The 22,786-nt window shown below is 73.8% G+C and carries 17 protein-coding genes; 3 read left to right on the top strand and 14 right to left on the bottom strand.

Annotation, left to right across the window (positions count from 1 at the left end):
• Positions 1-29 precede the first annotated feature (29 nt).
• A complete protein-coding gene (locus ACZ50K_RS07315) occupies positions 30-1,964 on the top strand; it encodes a protein kinase domain-containing protein (RefSeq protein ID WP_468898631.1) in 1,935 nt (644 codons plus the stop codon).
• Positions 1,965-2,073: 109 nt separating this feature from the next.
• Here the strand turns inward: ACZ50K_RS07315 and gatB are convergent, their stop codons facing one another.
• The 10 genes from gatB to ACZ50K_RS07365 all read right to left on the bottom strand — a co-directional run bounded on the left by gatB (position 2,074) and on the right by ACZ50K_RS07365 (position 16,872).
• Entirely contained in the window at positions 2,074-3,585 is a 1,512-nt protein-coding gene (gene gatB, locus ACZ50K_RS07320) for an Asp-tRNA(Asn)/Glu-tRNA(Gln) amidotransferase subunit GatB (protein WP_468898633.1), read from the bottom strand.
• A 16-nt stretch (positions 3,586-3,601) separates the two neighbouring features.
• The gene (locus ACZ50K_RS07325; protein ID WP_468898635.1) at positions 3,602-3,841 is read right to left on the bottom strand and encodes a hypothetical protein; all 240 of its coding nucleotides are present in this window, start codon (positions 3,839-3,841) and stop codon (positions 3,602-3,604) included.
• Complete coding sequence (gatA, locus tag ACZ50K_RS07330) at positions 3,838-5,331, bottom strand: Asp-tRNA(Asn)/Glu-tRNA(Gln) amidotransferase subunit GatA (RefSeq protein ID WP_468898638.1); 1,494 nt, start codon at positions 5,329-5,331, stop codon at positions 3,838-3,840. The genes ACZ50K_RS07325 and gatA overlap by 4 nt, the downstream gene beginning before the upstream one ends.
• Before the next feature lie 5 nt (positions 5,332-5,336).
• Positions 5,337-5,633, bottom strand: coding sequence for an Asp-tRNA(Asn)/Glu-tRNA(Gln) amidotransferase subunit GatC (gene gatC / locus ACZ50K_RS07335; RefSeq protein WP_468898643.1), 297 nt, complete (start codon positions 5,631-5,633; stop codon positions 5,337-5,339).
• A gap of 119 nt (positions 5,634-5,752) precedes the next feature.
• Complete coding sequence (locus ACZ50K_RS07340; protein WP_468898646.1) at positions 5,753-7,927, bottom strand: putative bifunctional diguanylate cyclase/phosphodiesterase; 2,175 nt, start codon at positions 7,925-7,927, stop codon at positions 5,753-5,755.
• A 388-nt stretch (positions 7,928-8,315) separates the two neighbouring features.
• Positions 8,316-10,517 (bottom strand): NAD-dependent DNA ligase LigA, encoded by a 2,202-nt coding sequence (gene ligA / locus ACZ50K_RS07345; RefSeq protein WP_468898649.1) that lies wholly within the window; start codon positions 10,515-10,517, stop codon positions 8,316-8,318.
• A 21-nt stretch (positions 10,518-10,538) separates the two neighbouring features.
• Positions 10,539-11,543 carry a methionine synthase gene (locus ACZ50K_RS07350; RefSeq protein WP_468898651.1) on the bottom strand — a complete coding sequence of 335 codons (1,005 nt, stop codon included), beginning with the start codon at positions 11,541-11,543 and terminating at the stop codon, positions 10,539-10,541.
• Positions 11,540-12,229: an SDR family oxidoreductase gene (locus ACZ50K_RS07355; RefSeq protein ID WP_468898654.1), complete on the bottom strand. Its 690-nt coding sequence runs from the start codon at positions 12,227-12,229 to the stop codon at positions 11,540-11,542. Before ACZ50K_RS07355 ends, ACZ50K_RS07350 begins: the two co-directional genes overlap by 4 nt.
• A 106-nt stretch (positions 12,230-12,335) precedes the next feature.
• Positions 12,336-15,731 (bottom strand): S8 family peptidase, encoded by a 3,396-nt coding sequence (locus tag ACZ50K_RS07360; RefSeq protein ID WP_468898657.1) that lies wholly within the window; start codon positions 15,729-15,731, stop codon positions 12,336-12,338.
• Between the two features lie 88 nt (positions 15,732-15,819).
• The gene (locus ACZ50K_RS07365; protein ID WP_468898660.1) at positions 15,820-16,872 is read right to left on the bottom strand and encodes a GlxA family transcriptional regulator; all 1,053 of its coding nucleotides are present in this window, start codon (positions 16,870-16,872) and stop codon (positions 15,820-15,822) included.
• A gap of 125 nt (positions 16,873-16,997) precedes the next feature.
• Between ACZ50K_RS07365 and ACZ50K_RS07370 the strand changes: the two genes are divergently transcribed.
• On the top strand, positions 16,998-17,921 hold the full coding sequence (locus tag ACZ50K_RS07370) for an NADP-dependent oxidoreductase (RefSeq protein WP_468898663.1): 924 nt from the start codon (positions 16,998-17,000) through the stop codon (positions 17,919-17,921).
• Positions 17,922-17,958: 37 nt separating this feature from the next.
• On the opposite strand, the gene mnmA is transcribed toward ACZ50K_RS07370, so the two are convergent.
• Positions 17,959-19,095 carry a tRNA 2-thiouridine(34) synthase MnmA gene (gene mnmA / locus ACZ50K_RS07375; RefSeq protein ID WP_468898666.1) on the bottom strand — a complete coding sequence of 379 codons (1,137 nt, stop codon included), beginning with the start codon at positions 19,093-19,095 and terminating at the stop codon, positions 17,959-17,961.
• 71 nt (positions 19,096-19,166) lie between these two features.
• Here mnmA and ACZ50K_RS07380 point away from each other — a divergent pair, with 71 nt between their 5' ends.
• Entirely contained in the window at positions 19,167-19,862 is a 696-nt protein-coding gene (locus ACZ50K_RS07380; RefSeq protein WP_468898668.1) for an N-acetylmuramoyl-L-alanine amidase, read from the top strand.
• 6 nt (positions 19,863-19,868) lie between these two features.
• Here the strand turns inward: ACZ50K_RS07380 and ACZ50K_RS07385 are convergent, their stop codons facing one another.
• From ACZ50K_RS07385 to ACZ50K_RS07395, 3 genes are all read right to left on the bottom strand, one after another.
• Entirely contained in the window at positions 19,869-21,032 is a 1,164-nt protein-coding gene (locus tag ACZ50K_RS07385) for a cysteine desulfurase family protein (RefSeq protein WP_468898671.1), read from the bottom strand.
• Between the two features lie 81 nt (positions 21,033-21,113).
• Positions 21,114-21,971, bottom strand: coding sequence for a thioesterase family protein (locus ACZ50K_RS07390; protein ID WP_468898674.1), 858 nt, complete (start codon positions 21,969-21,971; stop codon positions 21,114-21,116).
• A 54-nt stretch (positions 21,972-22,025) separates the two neighbouring features.
• Complete coding sequence (locus ACZ50K_RS07395; protein ID WP_468899855.1) at positions 22,026-22,691, bottom strand: trimeric intracellular cation channel family protein; 666 nt, start codon at positions 22,689-22,691, stop codon at positions 22,026-22,028.
• Between the last annotated feature and the right edge of the window lie 95 nt (positions 22,692-22,786).

A 22,786-nucleotide genomic window follows, 5' to 3' on the forward strand; every position in this document is an offset into this window, starting at 1 on the left:
CATTTCGCTGAACCACTGGGGGGAATCAGTTGGCCAGCCAGGATCTGCACATCGGCCCGGACTCCGCGCCCGACCGGTACCGGCTCCTCCGGTCCATCGGGCGCGGCGGTGAGGCCGTCCTCTATCTCGCCGAGATCCAGCTGGCGGGCGGGGTCGAGCCGGTGGTCGTCAAGGTGCTGGATTCCAAGACGACCATGACGCCCGACGTGTTCGAGCGGGTCAGCCTGAAGTGGAACGAGCAGGCGGAGCTGCTGCGGTTCGTGCACCGGCCGGGCGTCGTCGGGGTGCGCGAGCACTTCGAGGGGCCGCCGATCCACCGCCCCGGGGAGTCGGGAACCATCACCGGCCGTGCCCTGGTCCTGGTGATGAACCATGTGGACGGGCTGGACCTGCGCGACTGGCGGGCCGAGCGCACCCTCGCCACGGCGGCCGAGCGCCGTGAGGTGATGCGCACCCTGGAGCAGCTCGCCGACGTGCTCGACTGGCTGCACTCCGGGCGCGCCACCCCGTCGGGGCGGACCGTGGTCCACGGCGACCTGTCCCCCGGCAACGTCATGGTCGACGCGCACGGCCAGGCCACCCTGGTGGACTTCGGGCTGTCCAAGCTGACCGCCGACCACCAGACCGCGGAGGTCTGGTTCACCCCGGGCTATGCCGCGCCGGAGGTCTTCGACGGCAAGCGCAGCCCGGGCACCGACCGGTACGCCTTCGGGGCCATCGCCTACTTCCTGCTCAGCGGGGAGTCCCCGCCGCCCTCCCCCGGCCAGCTGGCGGACGCGCTGACCTCGCTGCCGCAGATCGCGGTGCTGGACGCGGAGCAGCGGGCCCGGATCGCGGCCGTCTGCGCGGGCGAGCCCACCAAGCGGCCGATCAACCTGGCCTCGTGGATGAAGGACCTGCGGCACGCGGTGGTGTCCACCACCGGTTCCACCTCGCGGCCGGTGCAGGACGCGCCCCGGGCGGCGGCCGTCCCGCCGCCGCCGGCGGTGGCCCCGCTGGTGCCGCCGCCGCCCGCGGACCGGCCGGTGGTCCCGGCCGCACCGCCCACCGCACCGCCCACCGCGCCCCCCGCGATGCCGCCGACCGCGCCGCCCGTCCCGGTATCGCGTCCGGAGCCCGTCGCGCTGCCCGTACGGCCGCCGGAGCCCGAGCCCGAGCCGGAACCCGAGCCGGAGCCGGTGAGGGCCCCGGCGGGGTTCGGTCCGCCGCCGACGGCCGCGTACAGCAGCCCGTACCCGCCGGCGGACAGCGGACCGGCCACCGTCTCCTCGGCGGAGGCCCCGGCCGGCACGACCCGGCCGCCGAAGAAGCGGAAGCGCGGGCGGATCGTGCTGGCCGCCGCGGTGGCGGTCGCGCTGATCGCCGGCGGGGCCTTCGCCCTGTCGCTGCTCTCCGACCGGGACAAGGACAGCCGGGCGGGCGACAAGCCGACCGCGCCCACCGCCTCCTCGGACCCGTCCCCCTCGCCGTCCCCCACGCCCACCCCGACGCCCTCGGACACACCTTCGGAGACACCTTCGGAGGCCGACGAGGAGGGTGACGGATCACCGAGTCCGACGCCTCCCGGCGAGGTCAAGGACAGCAACCTGGCCGACCTCACCGTGCTGTCCCCGATCGACGGGCTGGACCGCTTCGAGGTCACCGCCGCCAAGCTGAACACCAAGGAGTACGGCGCGGCCTTCGTCGGCGACTGCTACTACGGCACCACCATCGAGTTCGACCTCAACCGCTCCTGGAAGACCCTGGAGTTCACAGCGGGCGTCGACGACGGGTCCAACATCGACAAGGCGCGGATCACGATCGCCGTGGACGAGCAGCCGGCCCTGTTCTCCCAGGAAGTGCACCTCGGCAGGCCGGTCAGCCGCACCCTGAACATCAAGGACGCGCTCCGGCTGCGGATCCGCGTGGAGGAGAGCTGCAAGGAGGGGAGCGCGGTGATCGCGGCCCCCATCCTCAAGCGCTGAGAGCGCAGGGAGCGCAGGGAGCGCAGGGAGCGCCGAGCACGAACGAGGGCGCCCCCTCCGGTACGGAACCGGAGGGGGCGCCCTCGTCGTACGGCGGAGCCGGGAGCGGTCAGCCCTCGGAGACGCCCAGGCGCTCCAGGATGAGCTCCTTCACGCGGGCCGCGTCGGCCTGGCCGCGGGTAGTCTTCATGACCGCACCGACCAGGGCGCCGACCGCCGCCACCTTGCCGCCGCGGATCTTGTCCGCGATGGCCGGGTTGCCGGCGATGGCCTCGTCCACGGCCGCGCCGAGCGCGCCCTCGTCCGAGACGACCTTCAGACCGCGCTTCTCGACGACCTCGTCCGGGCCGCCCTCGCCCGCGAGGACGCCCTCGATGACCTGGCGGGCCAGCTTGTCGTTGAGGGAGCCCTCGGCGACCAGCGCGGACAGCCGGGCGACCTGTGCCGGGGTGATCGGCAGTTCGTCGACCACCACGCCCTGCTCGTTGGCGTTGCGGGCCAGCTCGCCCATCCACCACTTGCGGGCGGCGACCGGGTCGGCGCCGGCCTCGATGGTGGCGACGATGGAGTCCACGGCGCCGGCGTTGAGGATCGACTGCATGTCGTGCTCGTTGACCCCCCACTCCTCGCGGAGCCGGTTGCGGCGGACGCGCGGCATCTCGGGGAGGGCCGCGCGCAGCTCCTCCACCCACTCGCGGGCCGGGGCGACGGGGACCAGGTCGGGCTCCGGGAAGTACCGGTAGTCCTCGGCGTTGTCCTTGATCCGGCCGGAGGTGGTGGAGCCGTCCTCCTCGTGGAAGTGCCGGGTCTCCTGCACGATGGAGCCGCCGGAGGTGAGGACGGCCGCGTGGCGCTGGATCTCGAAGCGCGCCGCGCGCTCGACCGAGCGCAGCGAGTTGACGTTCTTGGTCTCGCTGCGGGTGCCGAAGGTCTCGGTGCCGTTGGGGCGCAGCGACAGGTTGACGTCGCAGCGCATCTGGCCCTTGTCCATCCGGGCCTCGGACACGCCGAGGGCCTTGATGACCTCGCGGAGCTCCGCGACGTACGCCTTGGCGACCTCGGGGGCGCGGGCGCCGGCGCCCTCGATCGGCTTGGTGACGATCTCGATGAGGGGGATGCCGGCCCGGTTGTAGTCGAGCAGCGAGTGGGACGCGCCGTGGATGCGGCCGGTGGCGCCGCCGACGTGCGTCGACTTGCCGGTGTCCTCCTCCATGTGGGCGCGCTCGATCTCCACGCGGAAGACCTCGCCGTCCTCCAGCTGGACGTCCAGGTAGCCGTTGAAGGCGATCGGCTCGTCGTACTGGGAGGTCTGGAAGTTCTTCGGCATGTCCGGGTAGAAGTAGTTCTTCCGGGCGAAGCGGCACCACTGGGCGATCTCGCAGTTCAGCGCGAGACCGATCTTGATCGCGGACTCGATGCCGATGGCGTTGACCACGGGCAGGGAGCCGGGCAGGCCCAGGCAGACCGGGCAGGTCTGCGAGTTGGGCTCGGCGCCCAGTTCGGTCGAGCAGCCGCAGAACATCTTGGTGCGGGTGCCCAGTTCGACGTGGACCTCAAGGCCCATGACGGGGTCGTACGACGCGAGTGCCGCGTCGTAGGACAGCAGTTCGGTGACAGTCACGGTGGAACTTTCCCTCTCAGCCCAGCAGGACGTCGTCGTCGCCGAGGCGCTTCAGCTCGCGGTACAGGATCGCGAGACCGGTGACGATGGCGGCGGCGGATACGACGGCGTCGACCAGCTGGAGCGTGTCGTGCTCCGTGCGGGCCTTGCGGACCTGCTTGATCACGCTGAAGGCACCGAAAGCGGTGGTGCCGATCGACAGGTAGGTGCCGGACTTCGACTTCTTGAAGCCCTTGGCCTTGGTCAGTGCGCTCACAGCGACGGTGCCTCCTCCAGCAGCGGGTGACCCCAGCGGGCGACGAAGGCTGCCTCGACGGCGGCGCCCACCTTGTACAGGCGGTCGTCCTTCATCGCGGGGGCGATGATCTGCAGACCGACCGGCAGGCCGTCCTCCGGGGCCAGGCCGCAGGGCAGCGACATGGCGGAGTTGCCGGCCAGGTTGGTCGGGATGGTGCACAGGTCCGCGAGGTACATCGCCATCGGGTCGTCGGCGCGCTCGCCGATCGGGAAGGCGGTGGTCGGGGTCGTCGGGGAGACGATCACGTCCACGGACTCGAAGGCCTTCTCGAAGTCCTGGGTGATGAGGGTGCGGACCTTCTGGGCGGAGCCGTAGTACGCGTCGTAGTAGCCGGAGCTGAGCGCGTACGTGCCGAGGATGATGCGGCGCTTGACCTCGGGGCCGAAACCGGCCTCGCGGGTCAGGGCGGTGACGTCCTCGGCGGAGCGGGTGCCGTCGTCCCCGACGCGCAGGCCGTAGCGCATGGCGTCGAAGCGGGCCAGGTTCGAGGAGGCCTCGGACGGGGCGATCAGGTAGTACGCGGCGAGCGCCAGGTCGAAGGACGGGCAGTCCAGCTCGACGATCTCGGCGCCCAGCTCCTTGAGGAGCTCCACGGACTCGTTGAACCGCTGGACCACACCGGCCTGGTAGCCCTCACCGGCGAACTGCTTGACCACGCCGACGCGCATCCCGGCGACCGAGCCGTTGCGGGCCGCCTCGACGACCGGCGGGACCGGGGCGTCGATGGAGGTGGAGTCGAGCGGGTCGTGGCCGGCGATGACCTCGTGCAGCAGGGCCGCGTCCAGGACCGTGCGGGCACAGGGGCCGCCCTGGTCGAGGGAGGAGGAGAAGGCCACCATGCCGTAGCGGGAGACCCCGCCGTACGTGGGCTTGACGCCGACGGTGGCGGTGACGGCGGCGGGCTGGCGGATGGAGCCGCCGGTGTCCGTGCCGATCGCCAGCGGTGCCTGGTAGGAGGCCAGGGCGGCGGAGGAGCCGCCGCCGGAGCCGCCGGGGATCCGGGTGAGGTCCCAGGGGTTGCCGGTGGGGCCGTAGGCGCTGTTCTCGGTGGAGGACCCCATGGCGAACTCGTCCATGTTGGTCTTGCCGAGGATGACGACGTCGGCCTCCTTCAGCTTGCGCGTCAGGGTGGCGTCGTACGGCGGGATCCAGCCTTCGAGGATCTTCGAACCGACGGTGGTCGGAACCCCGACGGTGGTGAAGATGTCCTTCAGGGCGAGCGGGACGCCGGCCAGCGGGCCGAGCTTCTCGCCGGCGGCGCGCTTGGCGTCCACGGCGCGGGCCTGGGCCAGCGCGCCCTCGCGGTCGACGTGCAGGAAGGCGTGCACCTTCTCGTCGACGGCCTCGATCCGGGCCAGGTGGGCCTCGGTCACCTCGACGGCCGTGAGCTCGCCGGAGGCGATCTTCTCGGCGGTCTGGGCGGCGGTGAGCTTGACGATCTCGGTCATGATGATTAGTCCTCCCCCAGGATCTGCGGCACCTTGAAACGCTGCTGCTCCTGTGCAGGGGCGCCGGAGAGCGCCTGCTCGGGGGTGAGCGAGGGACGGACCTCGTCCGCGCGCATGACGTTGGTCAGCGGCAGCGGGTGGGAGGTCGGCGGGACGTCTTGGTCGGCGACCTCGGCGACGCGGGCGACCGCGCCGATGATGTCGTCGAGCTGTCCGGCGAAGTGGTCGAGCTCGCCTTCGGCCAGTTCCAGACGGGCCAGACGGGCGAGGTGGGCGACCTCCTCGCGCGTGATGCCAGGCATGCAGCGATCCTCTGGGGGTGGGTGGGTAGGTGGTCCGGCCCCAATCCTATGGGGCCGGGCCCCGGACCCGTGAAACGGATCCGCCACCCCCGGTCCGGGCCCCCGGTCGGGGCCCCCGGTCAGGGGGCCGGGGAGTCCGTCAGTTCGGCCGTGATGTCGGCCGGCCGGCGCCAGCCGCGTTCGCCCCGGGCCAGCAGCCAGGCGGTGGCCTCCTGCGGGGGCATCGCGGCGGCCACCAGCCAGCCCTGGACGGCGTCGCAGCCGAGGTCGCGCAGCCGCTCCCAGGTCTCGTCGTCCTCCACGCCCTCGGCGACGACCAGCAGGCCCAGCGAGTGGGCCAGGTCCACGGTGCAGCGGACGATCTCGGCGTCCTGGGCGTCCACGGCGAGCCGGGCCACGAAGGAGCGGTCGATCTTCAGTTCGCTGACCGGGAGGCGGCGCAGATGGACCAGGGAGGAGTAGCCGGTGCCGAAGTCGTCCAGGGACATCTTCACCCCGTGGCCGGTGAGGCCCGCCATGGTGTCGGCGGCCCGCTGCGGGTCCTCCAGCAGCACGTGCTCCGTTATCTCCAGCTGGAGGGCGCCGGCCGGGACCCCGTGGCGGGCCAGCCGGGCGGCGACGGCGCCCGCGAAGCCGGGGGTGTGCACGTCACGCGGGGAGACGTTCACGGCCACCGGGACCTTCAGTCCCTGGGCGCGCCAGCGGGCGACCTGGGCGAGGGCGGTCTCCAGGACGTACTCGGTGAGGTGCGGCATCAGCCCGGAGGTCTCGGCGATGGCGATGAACTCGTCCGGGGGGACCCGGCCGCGCTCCGGGTGCACCCAGCGGACCAGGGCCTCCAGGCCCGCGACATGGCCGTCGAAGCGGACCTTGGGCTGGTAGTGGAGCTCCACCTCGCCGGCGTCCAGGGCCCGGCGCAGGTCGCCGAGGAGGCCGAGCCGGTCGGGGGTGTTGCTGTCCCGCTTGGACTCGTAGACCTCGACCCCGGTGCGGTCCCGCTTGGCCTGGTACATGGCCACGTCGGCGCGGCGGAGCAGGCCCTCGGCGTCCAGGGCGTGGTCGGGGAAGACGGCGAGTCCGGCGCTGGCCTCCAGGACCAGGGTGAGGCCGTCCAGGTCGAGGGGGGAACCGAGCTCGGCGACCAGGTGGCGGGCGACCCGCTGGGCGCTGGTGGTGGAGTCGGTGGTGGGGAGCAGGACGGCGAACTCGTCGCCGCCGAGCCGGGCGGCCTCGGCCTTCGGCGGGAGGGCCTGGCGGAGGCGTTCGGCGATCTGCAGGAGGAGGCGGTCCCCGGCGAGGTGGCCGAGGGTGTCGTTGACGGCGCGGAAGCGGTCGAGGTCGATGAGGACCAGCGCGGACCGGGTGCCGGAACGTTCGGCCTCGTCCAGGGCGGACCAGGCGCGCTCCAGCAGCCACTGCCGGTTGGGCAGGCCGGTGAGCGGATCCCTGAGCTGCTCCTCGGCGCGGGCGCGGGCGATCCAGAGGGTGGAGTCCAGGGCGATCAGGGGGACCGCGAACAGCGGCAGCAGCACCGGCTGGTGGACGGCGACCACACAGATCAGCGGGGCGATCCCGAGCAGGGCTGCGGCGACTAAGGCCTGCCGGAGCAGGGCGGTCCGGGCGATGGTGGGCAGTCCCCCGTCCCGGGCGGCCAGCGCCAGCCAGAGCAGCACCCGGGTGACGGCCAGATAGCAGACGGCCGCCAGGATCACCTGGGGGACGGCGGAGGCGCCCCATTCTGCGGGGCCCCAGGGGGTGCGCACGCTGGGGGTCCGGCCGAAGGCGTCGAGGACCAGCGCCCCGGCGGCGATGCCGATGATGTCGGCGGAGCCGTGCAGCAGGCCCTGCCGCCAGCGGCGCCGGCGGGCGGCGCCGACCAGCAGGATCACGGAGAGCGAGACCAGTCCGGCGGGCAGCCTGCCGTAGAGGAGGAGGACGCCGAGGGTGAGGGCGGCGCCGGACCCGGTGCCGCCCCACCAGCGGTCCCGGCCGAGGGCGACCAGGTGGGCGACGATGATGCCGGTGAGCAGGGCGAGGGCCCAGCCCGCCGTGCCGCCGGGGAACAGGGGCTGACGGTCGCTCAGGGCGTCGGTGAGGGCGAGCAGGAGGAGCACGCCGGCCAGGCCGACGACGGCGTGCGGCAGGGCGGATCGCCAGCCGCCGGTCGCGGTCCCGGTGTCCGGCGGGCGGCTGCGGGGCGCCCCGGATCCCAGGATGCCGAGCCGGCCCGTCCGTACCGACGGGTGGTTCCCGCCTGATTCAGGTGACGGGTCGGCGCTTTCGGTGGGTTTCATGCCCGTCCCTCTCACAGCCGGCGATGCCGATGCCACGTGATGGCCCCGATGCCATGCCATCACGGCCGGAAAACGCTCCATGGCGGCCGCGCACGACAGGCGCACCCCTCAACAGTAGGACGCGGAAGGCTCCCAGGGGCAGCAGTCTGCGGCGGTTACCCGAATGCGACCCGGCCATCGTCATCAGTACGGTATCCGCCGAACGGGTGAGGATGGACCAGGACCCCCCTGTCACCCGTCCGATGATCCGACAGGTCACCGCCCGGTGGCCAGGCTGCTACCGGCCGTTCGCCCCGCCGGCCGCGCCCGGCGTGCGCCCGCCCGCGGGGGCGGGCGGCGCGCATCCGTTCGCCTTCGCTATCGGAGTGCCCCCCGGCGCCGGTCGGTGCTACTCGGCGGCCGGCTGCTCCTCCACCGGGAGGGCCGCCTCGCGGGCGGCCTCCGGGCCCTGGGTCAGCAGGACTTCGAAGCCCGCGTCGTCCAGGACGGGCAGCTTCAGCTGCATCGCCTTGTCGTACTTGGATCCGGGGTTCTCGCCGACCACCACGAAGGAGGTCTTCTTCGACACCGAGCCGGTCACCTTCGCGCCACGGCTCTGCAGGGCGTCCTTGGCGCCGTCCCGCGTGTGGCTCTGCAAAGTTCCGGTGACGACCACGGTGAGCCCCTCCAGCGGGCGCGGGCCCTGGTCCTCCTCGGAGACCTCGTCCTCCATCCGGACCCCGGCCTCCCGCCACTTGCGGATGATCTCGCGCCGCCAGTCCTCGGCGAACCACTCCTTCACCGAGGCGGCGATGATCTGGCCGACCCCGTCGGTGGCCGCGAGCTCCTCCTCGGTGGCCTGGTCGATGGCGTCGATCGAGCGGAACTCGCGGGCCAGGGCGGCCGCGGCCACCGGGCCGACGTGCCGGATGGAGAGGCCGTTGATGAACCGGGCCAGCGGGCGGCCCTTGGCCTCCTCGATGTTGGCGAGCATGGCCACGGTGTTGGTCTTGGCCTCGCCCTGCTTGTTGGCGAAGAAGGTGACCACCTTGGCCTCGCCGGTCCTGGGGTCGATCTTGGGCTGGCCGGAGTCCTGGTCGCGGACGTAGCTGGTGATGGGCAGCAGCTGTTCCAGGGTGAGGGAGAAGAGGTCGCCCTCGTTCTCCATCGGGGGTTCGGCGGGCTCCAGCGGCTGGGTGAGGGCGGCCGAGGCCACATAGCCGAAGTTCTTGACGTCCAGGCAGGCGCGGCCCACCAGATAGAACAGCCGCTCGCGCAACTGGGCCGGGCAGGTGCGGGCGTTGGGGCAGCGGAGGTCGATGTCGCCCTCCTTCATCGCCTTCAGCTCCGTCCCGCACTCGGGGCAGTGCGAGGGCATCACGAACTCGCGCTCGGTGCCGTCCCGGAGGTCCACCACCGGGCCCAGGATCTCGGGGATCACGTCCCCGGCCTTGCGGAGCACCACGGTGTCGCCGATGAGGACGCCCTTGGCCTTCACCACCTCCTGGTTGTGGAGGGTGGCGAACTCCACCTCGGAGCCGGCCACGGTGACCGGTTCCACCTGGGCGTAGGGGGTGACCCGGCCGGTGCGGCCGACGCCCACCTTGATGTCGACCAGCTTGCTGTTGACCTCTTCGGGGGCGTACTTCCAGGCGATGGCCCAGCGCGGGGCGCGGGCGGTGGAACCGAGCCGGCCCTGGAGCGGGATCTCGTCGAGCTTGACGACCACCCCGTCGATCTCGTGTTCCACCGAGTGCCGGTTCTTCCCGAAGTGCTCGATGAACTCGCGGACTTCGGCGAGGCCGGAGACCACCTTGTTGCGGCCGCCGGTGGGCAGTCCCCAGGCGTGGAGCAGTTCGTAGGCCTGCGACTGGCGGTCGATGGAGAAGCCCTCGCGGGCGCCGATGCCGTGCACCACCATGTGCAGCGGGCGGCTCGCGGTGACCTTGGGGTCCTTCTGGCGGAGCGAACCGGCGGCGGCGTTGCGGGGGTTGGCGAAGGGCTTGTCCCCGGCCGCGACCAGCCGGGCGTTCAGCTCCTCGAACTTCTCCATCGGGAAGTAGACCTCGCCGCGGATCTCGACCAGGTCCGGGACCCGGTCTCCGGAGAGGCGGTCGGGGATGTCGGCGATGGTGCGGACGTTGGGGGTGATGTCCTCGCCGGTGCGGCCGTCGCCGCGGGTGGCGGCGCGGGTCAGCCGGCCCTTCTCGTAGGTGAGGTTGACGGCCAGGCCGTCCACCTTGAGCTCGCACAGGTAGTGGAAGTCGGGGGTGCCGACGTCCCGGGCCACCCGCTCGGCCCAGGCCGCCAGCTCCTCGTCGTCGAAGGCGTTGTCCAGGGAGAGCATCCGCTCGCGGTGCTGCACGGAGGCGAAGTCCGTCTCGTACGCCCCGGCCACCTTCTGGGTGGGCGAGTCGGGGGTGCGGAGCTCCGGATACTGGTCCTCCAGGGCCTCCAGGGAGCGCAGCAGCCGGTCGAACTCGGCATCGCTCACGACCGGCTGGTCGTTCACGTAGTACCGGAAGCGGTGCTCCTCGACCTGCTCGGCGAGGAGGGCGTGCTGTTCGCGTGCCGCGACCGGCACCCCGCTGTCCTGCTGTTCGGCTGCCATGCCCCAGATCCTCCGTATCGCTCACTCAGGGTTGTCGGCGAGCGATCTCGCCGCCCTGACGCAGTGCGCCTGCACCGCACGGGCGTAGGCGGGCGAAGCGCCCGCCAGACCGCACGACGGGGTGACCACCACGGACTCCGCCAGAGTCCCCGGGGCCAGCCCCAGCCTGCGCCAAAGCTTCCTGACACCCATGACGCTACCGCCCGGGTCGGACAACGGGCCGTCGGTGCCGGGCACCACTCCGGCGAAGAGTTTCGTGCCGGCTTCGACGGCCTCCCCGACGGCGTCGTCCTCGCGCTCGGTGAGCAGAGAGAAATCGAACGAGACTCCTGTGGCGCCGGCCCGGCGGAGCAGGCCGAAGGGCACTTCGGGGGCGCAGGAGTGGACCAGGACCGGCCCGTCGGTGACGGCGAACAGCTCCCGCAGGGTGGCCTCGACGACCTGCCGGTCCACCGCCCGGTAGGTGCGGTAGCGGCTGGCGCTGCGGACCCGGCCGAGCAGCACGGCGGTCAGCGAGGGCTCGTCGATCTGGAGGAGGACCTCGGCGCCGGGGATCCGCTTGCGGACGTCGGCGAGGTGCTCGCGCAGGCCCTCGGCGAGGGATCCGGCCAGGTCCCGGACGGCCCCGGGGTCCTGGAGGACGGCCTCGCCGCCGCGGAGTTCCAGGGCGGCGGCGAGGGTCCAGGGGCCGACCGCCTGCACCTTGAGCGGGCCCTGGTGGCCCTGGGTGAACTCCTCCAGGGCGTCCAGGTCCTCGCCCAGCCAGGACCTGGCCCGCCGGGTGTCCCGGCCGGGCCGGTCGCTGATCCGCCAGCCGCTGGGCTCCACGTGCGCGAACAGGTCGACGAGCAGACCCAGGGAGCGGCCGATCATGTCGGCGCCGGGGCCGCGGGCGGGCAGTTCGGGCAGGTAGGGGAAGCCCTCGGAGCCGCCGAAGGTCCCGGTGACCTCCTTGGCGGCCTCCCGGGCGTCCCCGCCGGGCAGCGAGCCGATCCCGGTGGCCCCGTGCGCTCCGTACGGGCTCACCGGCCCGGCCGGACGGTCAGGTCGGGGATCTCGGCGTCGCGCGGCAGGTCCAGGGCGAGCTGCACGGTCGAGGCCACCGACTCGGGGCTGATCCAGTCGGCCGCGTCGTAGTCCTTGCCCTCCTGGGAGTGCACCTTGGCCTGCATGGGGGTGGCGGTGCGGCCCGGGTAGACGGTGCTGACCCGGACCCCGTGCGGGCGCTCCTCGCCGCGCAGGGAGTCGGCGAGGGCCTTGAGGCCGTGCTTGGAGGCGGCGTAGGCGCTCCACTCGGGGTGGGCGTTGAGTCCGGCTCCGGAGTTGACGAACACCACCTGGCCGCGGGCGGCGCGCAGCGAGGGCAGCAGCAGCCGGGTCAGTTCGGCGGGGGCGACCAGGTTGACGTTCAGCTGCTGGTGCCAGGTCTTGGGGCGGAGCTCGCCGACGGGTCCGAGGTCGACGATGCCGGCGCTGTGCACCAGGGAGTCCAGCCGGTCGGGCAGGGCCTGGTGGGAGAAGGCCCAGGAGATGCGCTCGGGCTCGGCGAGGTCGGCGACCAGGGCGCGGGATCCGGGGTAGCGGGCGGTGAGCTCCTTGCCGCGGGCGGCGTCCCGGGCGAGGAGGACGAGCTCGTCGCCCCGGGCGTGCAGGCGGTCGGCGACGGCGGCGCCGATGCCGGAACCGGCACCGGTGATGAGGTGTATGGCCATGGCATCCATGCTCCCACCCCGGCACGGGTGCCGGGGCCGGGCGGGCCCCCGGAGCGGTCTGCTCCGGGGGCCCGTCCCGCCGGACCGGCGGGCGGAGAGGTGCTGGTCAGCCGGCCAGGTAGGCCCGCAGGACGGTCACCTCGGACTTGTTGCCGGCCTTGTCCAGCACGGTGCCGCGGAGCGAGACGTGGCCGTTCTTCGCCGGGTTCTTCACAGCGACCTTGCCCGCGGTGACGGGCAGGGTCTTCCAGGTGTAGCCGTCGTCGTAGGAGACCTGGACGGTGAGCGACTTCAGGTTCCCTCCGGCGGCCGCGCCCTGGACGGTGACGGGCACCTGGACGGTGCGCAGCGCCGGGGAGGTCCCGGTGAGGGACAGTGCCGGGGTGAACCGGACCGCGGACACCGGGAGCGCGGAGACCTTCGCGGTCCGCGCCGAGGTGAACCACCAGGTGGCGGTGACCTTGGAGGAGACCCGGGAGACCGCGGCGGGCTGCTCGGTGCGGGTCACCAGCTTGTACTGGGCGGAGGCGGCGGGGAGGGTGAAGGGGTCGCCCTCGCGGAGGTCGCCGGACCGGGAGCCGAGGACCACGCCGTTGCGGTAGAGCACGGTGTGGCCCTTGGCGAGGAAGGAGGCGCCGTTCTGGCCGAGGCCGTCGGCGAGCAGCGGCACGGAGCCGCCGAGGAGGTCGCCCTCGCGGTAGACCCCGAGTTCGGCGCCGGTGTCCACGGCCGGTCCGAAGACCCCGGTGTTGAACCGCTCGCCGTAGGTCTTGCCGGCCTGGTAGGCGCGGGGGGCGCCGGCCGTGTACCAGTTCTCCTCGACCGGCCAGCCGTCCTGGTCCACGCCTCCGGTCTGGCCGAAGGACAGCTCCCAGCGGGCTCCGCCGACGGCGGACAGGTGCAGGGTGGTGCTGGTCGGCAGGTCGCGCTGGATGCTGAGGCCGGTGGCCGAGCTGGCGCCGGGCAGCCAGCCGTAGGCCGTGACGGCCCCCTTCTTGCCGGGGGCCGGGGCGCCCTGGCCGACCTTGACGGTGGCCAGCTCGGTGGCCTTCAGGTGCCGGGTGTAGCCGGCGGCGAGGCGGGTGACGGGTCCGCCGAGGGTGACGTGGTACTCGTGGTCCGCGCCGTCGAGCCAGTGCCCGTCCCAGGTCTGGACGAGGGTGCCGGGGGCGGCGGCGGGACCGTTGTGGGCGGTGCGCAGCCCCTGGTAGGAGTCGAGGAACCAGCCGAAGGAGAAGCTGTTGGGTCCGGCCTTCACCTCGTAGAAGGGAGCCGCGAACTGGGAGACGGCGGTGCGGGAGGGCACGGTGAGGTCCACCGGGCGGGCGGTGCGGGCGTCGACGGTGACGGTGGTGTCGCCGGTGACGTCCAGGCGGGGCCGGGCGATCCAGTCGACGCCCCGGGTGACGTCCTCGGGGTCGACGAGGATGTTGGCGTCGAGCAGGTAGGAGCCCTTGGGCACGCGGACGGTGGCGGGGCCGGAGCCGTCGGAGAAGGTGTACCGCCTGTCCGCCGTGATGCCGGCGGTGCCGAGGGCGGTGGTCCCGAAGGTGGTGGCCGGCTTGCCGTCGCGGCCGAGGTGCTTGACCGTCAGGTTGTACGACTCGACCTCGCGTTCGGCGGCGATGGCCGTGCGGACGCTCTGGCCGGCGCCGGTGGCGACGGCGTACCCGGAGTAGGTGCCGTCGACCTTGCCGCCGAGCCGGGTGTTCACGGTGAGGTCCACCGAGGCGGTGCCGCCGGCCGGGACGGTCAGCCGGGGCTTGGCGGCGGTGAGGAAGCCGGCCGGGGCGGGCTTGCCGTCGGGGCCGGTGGCGGTGACGGCCAGGTCGAGGGTGACCGGGGCGGTGCCGAGGTTGCGGTAGGAGAGCTTCCTGGTCTGCGGGGTGTCGTCGGTGTGCGGCCAGGGCTGGCCGGCGAAGGCCAGCGAGACCGGTTCGGCGATCACGTTCTGCTTGAGGGCCTGGTCCACGGCGATCCGGCCACTGCCCTGCTGGAACACGGTGTAGGCGCCGGGCTTGGTGGAGGCGGTGAGCACGCCCTTGAGCTGGGCGCCGGTCCACTTGGGGTGCTGCTGCTTGAGGAGGGCGGCGGCGCCGGCGGCGTGCGGGGCGGCCATGGAGGTGCCGGAGATGCTCAGATAGCCGGGCGGGTTCTGGCCGACCTCGCGTTCGATGACGCTGCCGGGGGCGGCGGCCGCGGTGATGTCCACGCCGGGGGCGGTGACATCGGGCTTGACGGCGCCGTCGCCGGTGCGCGGGCCGATGCTGGAGAAGTCGGCGAGGGCGTCCCGGTCGTCGACCGCGCCCACGGTCAGGGCCGCTTCGGCGCTGCCCGGGGAGCCGATGCTGCCGGGTCCGGCGTAGCCGCTGTTGCCGGCCGAGATGGCGAACAGCACGCCCTTGTCGGCGGAGAGCTTGTTGACGGCCGCTTCGAGCGGGTCGAGTTCGGGTCCGTCGGGGCCGCCGAGGCTGAGGTTGACCACCTGGGCGCCCTGGGCGACGGCCCACTCCATGCCGGCCAGGATCCCGGAGTCGTCCCCGGAGCCGCCGTCGTCGAGCACCTTGGCGTTGAGGATCTTCGCTCCGGGGGCGACCCCCTTGAGCCTGCCGCCCGACTTGGCGCCGGTGCCGGCGGCGATGGAGGCGACATGGGTGCCGTGGCCGTAGCGGTCGACGGCGTCCGGGGCGGCGGAGAAGTTCTTCGCGGCCAGCACCTGCCCGGAGAGGTCCGGGTGGGTGGCGTCCACCCCGGTGTCCAGCACGGCGATCTTCACGCCGGTGCCGTCGTAGCCGGCCTGCCAGGCCTTGTCGGCGCCGATCTGCCGGACGCTCTTGTCGAGGTCGGCGGTGCGGACGCCGTCCAGCCACACGGTGGCGATCCCGGCGGCGGCGGTCCGGCCGCCCGGGCCGCCCGCGTCCCGGGTGAGGGCGTCCCAGACGGCGGCGGCCCGGCCCGGTCCCGCGGTGACGGCCTCGGCGCCGAGGAAGGCGTACGTCCGGGTCACCCGGAGTCCGCCGGCGGCCCGCAGGGCGGCCTTGGCGCCGGCCGCGGTCCCGCCCTCGTAGCGGACGATCAGCTGGAGTCCGCCGGCCGCCGAGGAGCCGCGGGCGGTGCGGTACTCGGGGCGGGCGAGCTCGGTGAGGTCGAACAGCCGGGGGTCGAGCCGGCCGGAGTCGATCAGGCGCCGGGCGTCGTAGGGCACCACGCTGGTGTGGCCCCGGACGGTGCGCACCGAGACGGGTATCCTCTCGCGGCCCTCGGCCGGCTCGAATCCGAGCGGGCGGCCCTGGGCGTCGACGGTGACCCGGTCGCCGGTGATCAGGGTGATGCGGGTGGTGCCCTTCGCGGGCCGGTCCTGCTTGGCGGCTGCGAACGGTGTGGAGCCGCCGGCGGCTCCGGGCGCGGCCCCGGCGGGCGTGGTGAGGCCCGCCGCGAGCGCGATGGCGGCGGTGGCGGCCAGAGCGGCCGCCCCCGTCCGCCGGTTGCGGTGTGAACGCACGTCGATTCCCCCTGGATGAGTGCGGAGCGCCCGCGCCACGGATCTCGTGCCGCGGGGCCCGCAGTATCACCCGGGGTCCGAGGTGTGATCAACGGCGGCTCTCGGCCAGGGAGTTGGCCTGATCCGCAGCGGGGTCGGCGGGCCGGAAGGTGTGCCGGTAGGCGATCGGCGAGACCCCGTACGCGGCGCGCATGTGGGCGCGGAGGGAATTCGCGGAACCGAATCCGGCCCGGTGGGCCACCAGATCGACCGGAAGGTCACTGGTCTCCAGCAACTGCCGGGCGAGGTCCAGTCGCTGGGCGGTGAGCCACTGCACGGGGGTCTTGCCGACCTCGTCGCGGAACCGGCGGGTGAAGGTCCGCAGGCTCATCCGGGCGTGGTCGGCGAGCTCGGCCAGCGAGAGCGGTTCGCCGAGCCGCTCCAGCGCCCAGGCGCGGGTGGCGGTGGTGCTGGCGACGGTGGATTCGGGGACCGGGCGGTCGATGTACTGGGCCTGGCCGCCGTCCCGCCAGGGCGGGACCACGCACATCCGGGCGGCCCGGTTGGCGACCGCGCTGCCGTGGTCGCGGCGGATCATGTGGAGGCAGAGGTCCACTCCGGCGGCCACCCCGGCCGAGGTGAGGACGTCCCCGTCGTCCACGAACAGCACCTCCTCGTCGAGCCGGACCCGGGGGTAGGCGCGGCGGAACTCGGGTGCCAGGTTCCAGTGGGTGGTGGCGGGGCGGCCGTCGAGGAGTCCGGCGGCGGCGAGCACGTAGGAGCCGGTGCAGATGGAGACCAGCCGGGTGCCGGGGCGGATGGCGGCGATGGCGGCGGAGACGGCCGCGGGCAGCGGCCCGCCCTCGGTGAGCTCGGGCATGGCGTGGGTGGGCGGCACGATCACGGTGTCGGCGGCGGCGAGGGCCTCGGGGCCGGCCGCGGGCTGGACGTGGAACCCGGCGTCGCTGAGCACCGGGCGGCCGTCGGCGGTGCAGACGGCCACCTCGTAGAACGGCTGTCCGGCCTCGTCCACGGCGCTGCCGAAGACCCGGGAGGGGATGCCCAGCTCGAAGGGCGGGACCCCGGGCAGGGCGAGCACCGCGATCCGGTGCCGCCGGTCGGCCGGCGCGGCCTCCGCCCCCGTACGGTGCGAAATGTCCATGGCCAGATCCTGTCACAGGGTGGCCGGACGGCCAACACCGGAGGCGGGACCGGTCCCGCAGAGTGAGGAACGCGGCGCCGGGAGGTCCGGCGCCCCGGTGATCGAGACGGAATGAGGCGGACGGCATGCGCGCGGTGGTCGTGGAGCAGTGGGGCGGGGCGGAGAACCTGGTCGAGCGGGAGCTGGAGCGCCCCGAGCCCGGTCTCGGCGAGGTCCTGGTCCGGGTCCGGGCGGCCGGGGTCAACCCGGTGGACTGGAAGACCCGGCAGAGCGGCGGGCTGATCGCATGGGGCGCGGTCCCGATGGTGGGCTGGGACGTCTCGGGCACGGTGGAGGCGGCCGGGCCCGGGGTGACGGCCTTCCGGCCCGGTGACGAGGTCTTCGGGATGCCGCTGTTCCCGCGCCAGGCCGGCGGCTACGCCGAGTACGTGGTGGCCCCGGCCCGGCAGCTGGCGGCCAGGCCGGAGTCGCTGACCCACGAGGAGGCCGCGGCGCTGCCGCTGGCCGCCCTCACCGCCTGGCAGGCCCTGGTGGACACGGCCGGGGTCGGGCCCGGGGACCGGGTGCTGGTGCACGCGGCGGCCGGCGGGGTCGGCCACCTCGCGGTGCAGATCGCCAAGGCCCGCGGGGCGTACGTGATCGGCACCGCCAGCGCGGCCAAGCACGACCTCGTCCGCTCGCTGGGCGCGGACGAGGTCGTGGACTACCGGGCGGTGCGGTTCGAGGACGCGGTCACCGGGGTGGACGTGGTGCTGGACGGGCTGGGCGGGGAGACCGCCGAGCGCTCGCTGAAGGTGCTGCGGGACGGCGGCCGGCTCATCACCCTGCCCGGACCGGACGACGTCCCGGCCGAGCCGGGCGCCGTACACGCCGAGTGGATGCTGGTGGAGCCCGACCAGGCGGGTCTGCGGGAGATCGCCGCGCTGGTGGCCGCGGGCCGGCTGAAGCCGGTGGTGGAGACGGTCCTGCCGCTGGCCGAGGCGGCCCGCGCGCACGAGCTCGGCGAGACCGGCCGCACCACCGGCAAGATCGTCCTGACGGTGGCCTGACGGGCGGACCCGCGGCCGCCGCCGTGACCGCCGCCGGTCAGACGGCGGCGGTCCGGGCCCGGGTGGTGGTGGCGATGGTGGCGGAGCCGACCACCCGGGTGCCGTCGTAGAGGACGATCGCCTGGCCCGGGGCGACCCCGCGCACCGGCTCGGCGAAGACCACCCGCAGCTCGCCGTCGACCAGCTCCGCCGACACCTCGGTCTCGCCGCCGTGGGCGCGCAGCTGGGCGGTGTAGCCGGCCGGGCCGTCGGCGGGCGGGTTGCCGCACCAGCGGGGGCGGATCGCGGTGAGCGCGGTGACGTCCAGGGCCTCCACCGGGCCCACGGTCACGGTGTTGTCCACCGGGGAGATGTCCAGCACGTAGCGCGGCTTGCCGTCGGCGGCCGGGTGGCCGATCCGCAGGCCCTTGCGCTGGCCGATGGTGAAGCCGAAGGCGCCCTCGTGGGTGCCCACCTTCGTGCCGGCCTCGTCCACGATGTCGCCCTCGGCCTTGCCGAGGCGGCCGGCCAGGAAGCCCTGGGTGTCGCCGTCGGCGATGAAGCAGATGTCGTGGCTGTCGGGCTTCTTGGCCACGGCCAGCCCGCGGCGCTCGGCCTCGGCCCGGATCTCGTCCTTGGTGGTGACCGTGTCGCCGAGCGGGAACAGGGCGTGGGCCAGCTGCCGGTCGTCGAGCACGCCCAGCACGTACGACTGGTCCTTGGCCATGTCGGAGGCGCGGTGCAGCTCCCGGGAGCCGTCCTCGTTGAGCACCACCGTGGCGTAGTGGCCGGTGCAGACGGCGTCGAAGCCGAGGGCCAGGGCCTTGTCGAGCAGCGCCGCGAACTTGATCTTCTCGTTGCAGCGCAGGCAGGGGTTCGGGGTGCGGCCGGCCTCGTACTCGGCGATGAAGTCCTCGACCACGTCCTCGCGGAAGCGTTCGGCCAGGTCCCAGCAGTAGAAGGGGATCCCGATGACGTCGGCGGCCCGCCGGGCGTCCCGGGAGTCCTCGATGGTGCAGCAGCCGCGGGCCCCGGTCCGGAAGGACTGCGGGTTCGCGGAGAGCGCGAGGTGGACGCCGGTCACCTCGTGCCCGGCTTCGACGGCGCGGGCGGCGGCGACGGCGGAGTCCACACCGCCGGACATGGCGGCCAGGACGCGCAGCGGACGGGAGCGGGGCGGCAGGTTCTCAGTCATAGCACCGTCCAGGGTACGGGGAACCGCGCGGGGGTCCCAGCGCGTTCCTCCGGAGGACGGGGGTGGTGGGCGTGGACCGCAGGGCCGGCAGGGACGGCAAGGACGCCAAGGACCGCACGGGGTCGCGGACGACCAGGCGTGTGGTGCTGCTGGGCGGGCTGGGGCTGCTGGGTGCGGCGGCGCTGGCGAAGCGGGAGGAGATCGAGCGCGGTTACTGGCTGCTGCCCGGGGTGTCCAAACCGCGCAAGGAGGGCGAGCTCGACCACGCGGGCGCGGGGTGGACGGCCGCCTCCCCGGCGAACTGGCGGCTGGCGGACCGCCCCGACGACTACCGGGTGGACCGGATCGTGGTGCATGTCACCCAGGGCGGCTTCAAGTCCTCGGTGGACGCCTTCCGGAACCCCTGGCACAAGGCGTCGGCGCACTACATCGTGCGCGGGGACGGCCATGTGGAGCAGATGGTGCGCGAGCTGGACGTGGCCTTCCACGCGGGCAACCGCTCGATGAACGAGCGCAGCGTGGGCATCGAGCACGTCGGCTTCGTGCACCGCCCCAAGGACTTCACCACCGCGATGTACGCGGCCTCGGCGCGGCTGGCCGCGGACATCTGCCGGCGGTACGACTTCCCGGCGGACCGGAAGCACATCGTGGGCCATTCCGAGGTGCCGGGCGCCGACCACACCGACCCCGGCCCGCACTGGGACTGGGACCGCTATCTGGCCCTGGTCCGCGCCGAGCTCGCCAAGCCGCCGACGGCGGCCGGCTGATCCGGCCTAGCTGAGGCCGGCGGTGCGGGCCCGGGCGACGGCCGGGCCGATGGCGGCGGCCAGCGCGGCCACGTCCTCCGCGGTGGAGGTGTGGCCCAGCGAGAAGCGGAGGGTGCCGCGGGCCAGGTCCGGATCGGTGCCGGTGGCCAGCAGGACATGGCTGGGCTGGGCGATGCCCGCGGTGCAGGCGGAGCCGGTGGAGCAGGCGATGCCCTGGGCGTCGAGCAGCAGCAGCAGGGAGTCGCCCTCGCAGCCGGGGAAGCTGAAGTGCGCGTTGGCGGGCAGCCGGTCCACCGGGTCGCCGCCGAGGACGGCGTCCGGGACGGCCGCGCGGACCGCGGCCACCAGGGTGTCGCGGAGGGCGCCGACCTCCCGGGCGAAGGCCTCCCGGCGCTCCGCGGCGAGGGTGGCGGCGACCGCGAAGGCGGCGATGGCGGGCACGTCCAGGGTGCCGGAGCGGACGTGCCGTTCCTGGCCGCCGCCGTGCAGTACGGGCACGGGGGTCTGGTCGCGGCCGAGCAGCAGGGCGCCGATGCCGTAGGGGCCGCCGATCTTGTGGCCGCTGAGGGTCATCGCGGCGAGCCCGCTGTCCCCGAACCGGACGTCGAGCTGGCCGACGGCCTGGACGGCGTCGGAGTGCAGCGGGATGCCGAACTCCCGGGCCACCCCGGCGAGGGCGGCGACCGGGAGGACCGTGCCGATCTCGTTGTTGGCCCACATCACGGTCGCCAGGGCGACATCGTCCGGGTTGCGTTCGACGGCGTCCCGGAAGACCTCCGGGGAGACCCGGCCGTGGGCGTCCACGGGCAGGTACTCGACGGTGGCGCCCTCGTGCTCGGCGAGCCAGTGCACCGCGTCGAGCACCGCGTGGTGCTCGACCGGGCTGGCCAGCACCCGGGTGCGGGCCGGATCGGCGTCCCGCCGGGCCCAGTAGAGGCCCTTGACGGCGAGGTTGTCGGCCTCGGTGCCGCCGGCGGTGAACACCACCTCGCTGGGCCGGGCGCCGAGGGCTTCGGCGAGTGCCTCGCGGGCCTCCTCGACGGTCCGGCGGGCCCGGCGGCCGGCGGCGTGCAGGGCGGAGGCGTTGCCGGTGATGCCGAACTGGGCGGTCATCGCGGCGGCCGCCTCCGGCAGCATCGGGGTGGTCGCGGCGTGGTCGAGGTAGGCCATGATCCCCCGATTCTACGGTCGCGCCCGGCGGGCCCGTACCCCGCCGGGGCTTCGTCCCACGACCCGGTACGGGCCGGGCCCTCAGGTGCGCGGGGCGCGCGCCAGTTGGCGGGACTGGGCGACCAGCCGGTCGGCGGAGTCCCACACCTCGGCGTCCTCCTCCAGGAAGCCGCCGGCCAGGTTGCGGGTGGTGATGGAGACCCGCAGCGGGCCGGGGGCGGGCCGGCAGCGGACGTGGGTGGTGAGCTCCACGGTCGGGGTCCAGCCGAGCAGGCCCAGGTCGAAGGAGGTGGGCGGCAGGGCGTCGACCACCAGCAGCAGGGACACCGGGTCCGCGTCCCGGCCGTCGGCGAGCTCGAACCAGGCCCGCATCTCGCCCTTGCCGGAGGGGGCGCCGACGGCCCAGCCGGCGGTGGCCGGGTCCAGCCGGAGCCGCAGCCGGTCCACGATGTCGGAGCTGCCGGGGATCGGGGCCGGGCCGGCCTCCGCGCCGAGGCAGTCGGCGTACGGGGGGATGGCCGGCGGGCGGGCGGTGGTGCGGACCTCCTCGGACAGGGAGTCGAGGTCCCCGTAGGAGGCGAGGACCCGGATCCGCTCGATCTCGGCGCCGGTGGCCGGGTCGTACTGGAACAGCGAGGCCTGGCCGGTGGAGAGGGTGCGGCCGGCCCGGACCAGCTCGGTGCGGATCACCGCGGGGCCGGGCACGGAGGCGCTCAGGTAGTGCGCGGAGACGGTGAAGGGGTCGGGGTGCGGCAGCGCGTGCGACAGGGCGCGGCCGAGCAGGGCCAGCAGGTATCCGCCGTTGACCGCGGTGATGATCGTCCATCCGGCGGAGAGCTCCGCGTCGTAGACCCCGGGCGTCCCCGGACGGGGGGTGACGGTGGTGTCGCGGTCGAACTCGCTGTCGCCGATGGATGCCTGGGCCGCTGCGTATGACATGTCTAGGAAGGTACACCCGGGTGCTACTAAGCGGTAGCTTTTCCCGTCGGCCGGCTAGGGAACCTCCTGGGATTCGGAGACCGAGGAGCGGCGGTTCCAGGCCAGCGGGGCGCGCCAGTGCCAGTGGATGGCCATCAGCCGCAGCACGAAGGTGAGCACGATCGCGAAACCGCTGGTGAGGGCGTTGAGGGTGTCGTACTTGATGCACAGCGCGACCACGGTGGCGCCGACCAGGGCGGGCACCGCGTACATCTCCCGGTCCCGGAGCAGCGAGGGCACCTCGTTGACCAGCACGTCCCGCAGCACACCGCCGCCCACGGCGGTCATCACCCCGAGCGCGGCGGAGGCGGTCAGGCCGAGCCCGTACTCGTAGGCCTTGGTGGTGCCGGTCACGCAGAACAGGCCGAGGCCGGCCGCGTCGAACACGTTGATGGCCCGGTTGATCCGCTTCACCTCGGGGTGGAGGAAGAAGACCAGCCCGGCGGCGACCAGCGGGGTGACGAAGAAGCTCAGCTCGCCGAAGGCGGCCGGCGGGACCGCGCCGATGACCAGGTCCCGGAACAGCCCGCCGCCCAGCGCGGTGACCAGGGCGAGCACCGCGATCCCGAAGACGTCGAAGTTCTTGCGGACGGCGAGCAGGGCGCCGGCGGTGGCGAAGACGAAGATGCCCGCGAGGTCCAGTGCGTGCTGGACGCCGGGCGGGAAGAGATCGTGGAACAGCACCGGCCCATTGTGCCTTTCGCCTGGCGGCGGGCCGGGCGACGGCCACCGGGCGCCCGCGCCCGGGCCCCCGGTCGGGGGTCCGGGCGCGGGCG

The organism is Streptomyces sp. NPDC033845 (assembly GCF_055576225.1).

Excerpts from the sequence above, each read along its gene's own strand:
- gatA (WP_468898638.1), bottom strand. The coding sequence starts at position 5,331 with ATGACCGAGATCGTCAAGCTCACCGCCGCCCAGACCGCCGAGAAGATC.
- gatC (WP_468898643.1), bottom strand. The coding sequence starts at position 5,633 with ATGCCTGGCATCACGCGCGAGGAGGTCGCCCACCTCGCCCGTCTGGCC.
- ACZ50K_RS07340 (WP_468898646.1), bottom strand. The coding sequence starts at position 7,927 with ATGAAACCCACCGAAAGCGCCGACCCGTCACCTGAATCAGGCGGGAAC.
- ligA (WP_468898649.1), bottom strand. The coding sequence starts at position 10,517 with ATGGCAGCCGAACAGCAGGACAGCGGGGTGCCGGTCGCGGCACGCGAA.
- ACZ50K_RS07355 (WP_468898654.1), bottom strand. The coding sequence starts at position 12,229 with ATGGCCATACACCTCATCACCGGTGCCGGTTCCGGCATCGGCGCCGCC.
- ACZ50K_RS07365 (WP_468898660.1), bottom strand. The coding sequence starts at position 16,872 with ATGGACATTTCGCACCGTACGGGGGCGGAGGCCGCGCCGGCCGACCGG.
- ACZ50K_RS07370 (WP_468898663.1), top strand. The coding sequence starts at position 16,998 with ATGCGCGCGGTGGTCGTGGAGCAGTGGGGCGGGGCGGAGAACCTGGTC.
- mnmA (WP_468898666.1), bottom strand. The coding sequence starts at position 19,095 with ATGACTGAGAACCTGCCGCCCCGCTCCCGTCCGCTGCGCGTCCTGGCC.
- ACZ50K_RS07385 (WP_468898671.1), bottom strand. The coding sequence starts at position 21,032 with ATGGCCTACCTCGACCACGCCGCGACCACCCCGATGCTGCCGGAGGCG.
- ACZ50K_RS07390 (WP_468898674.1), bottom strand. The coding sequence starts at position 21,971 with ATGTCATACGCAGCGGCCCAGGCATCCATCGGCGACAGCGAGTTCGAC.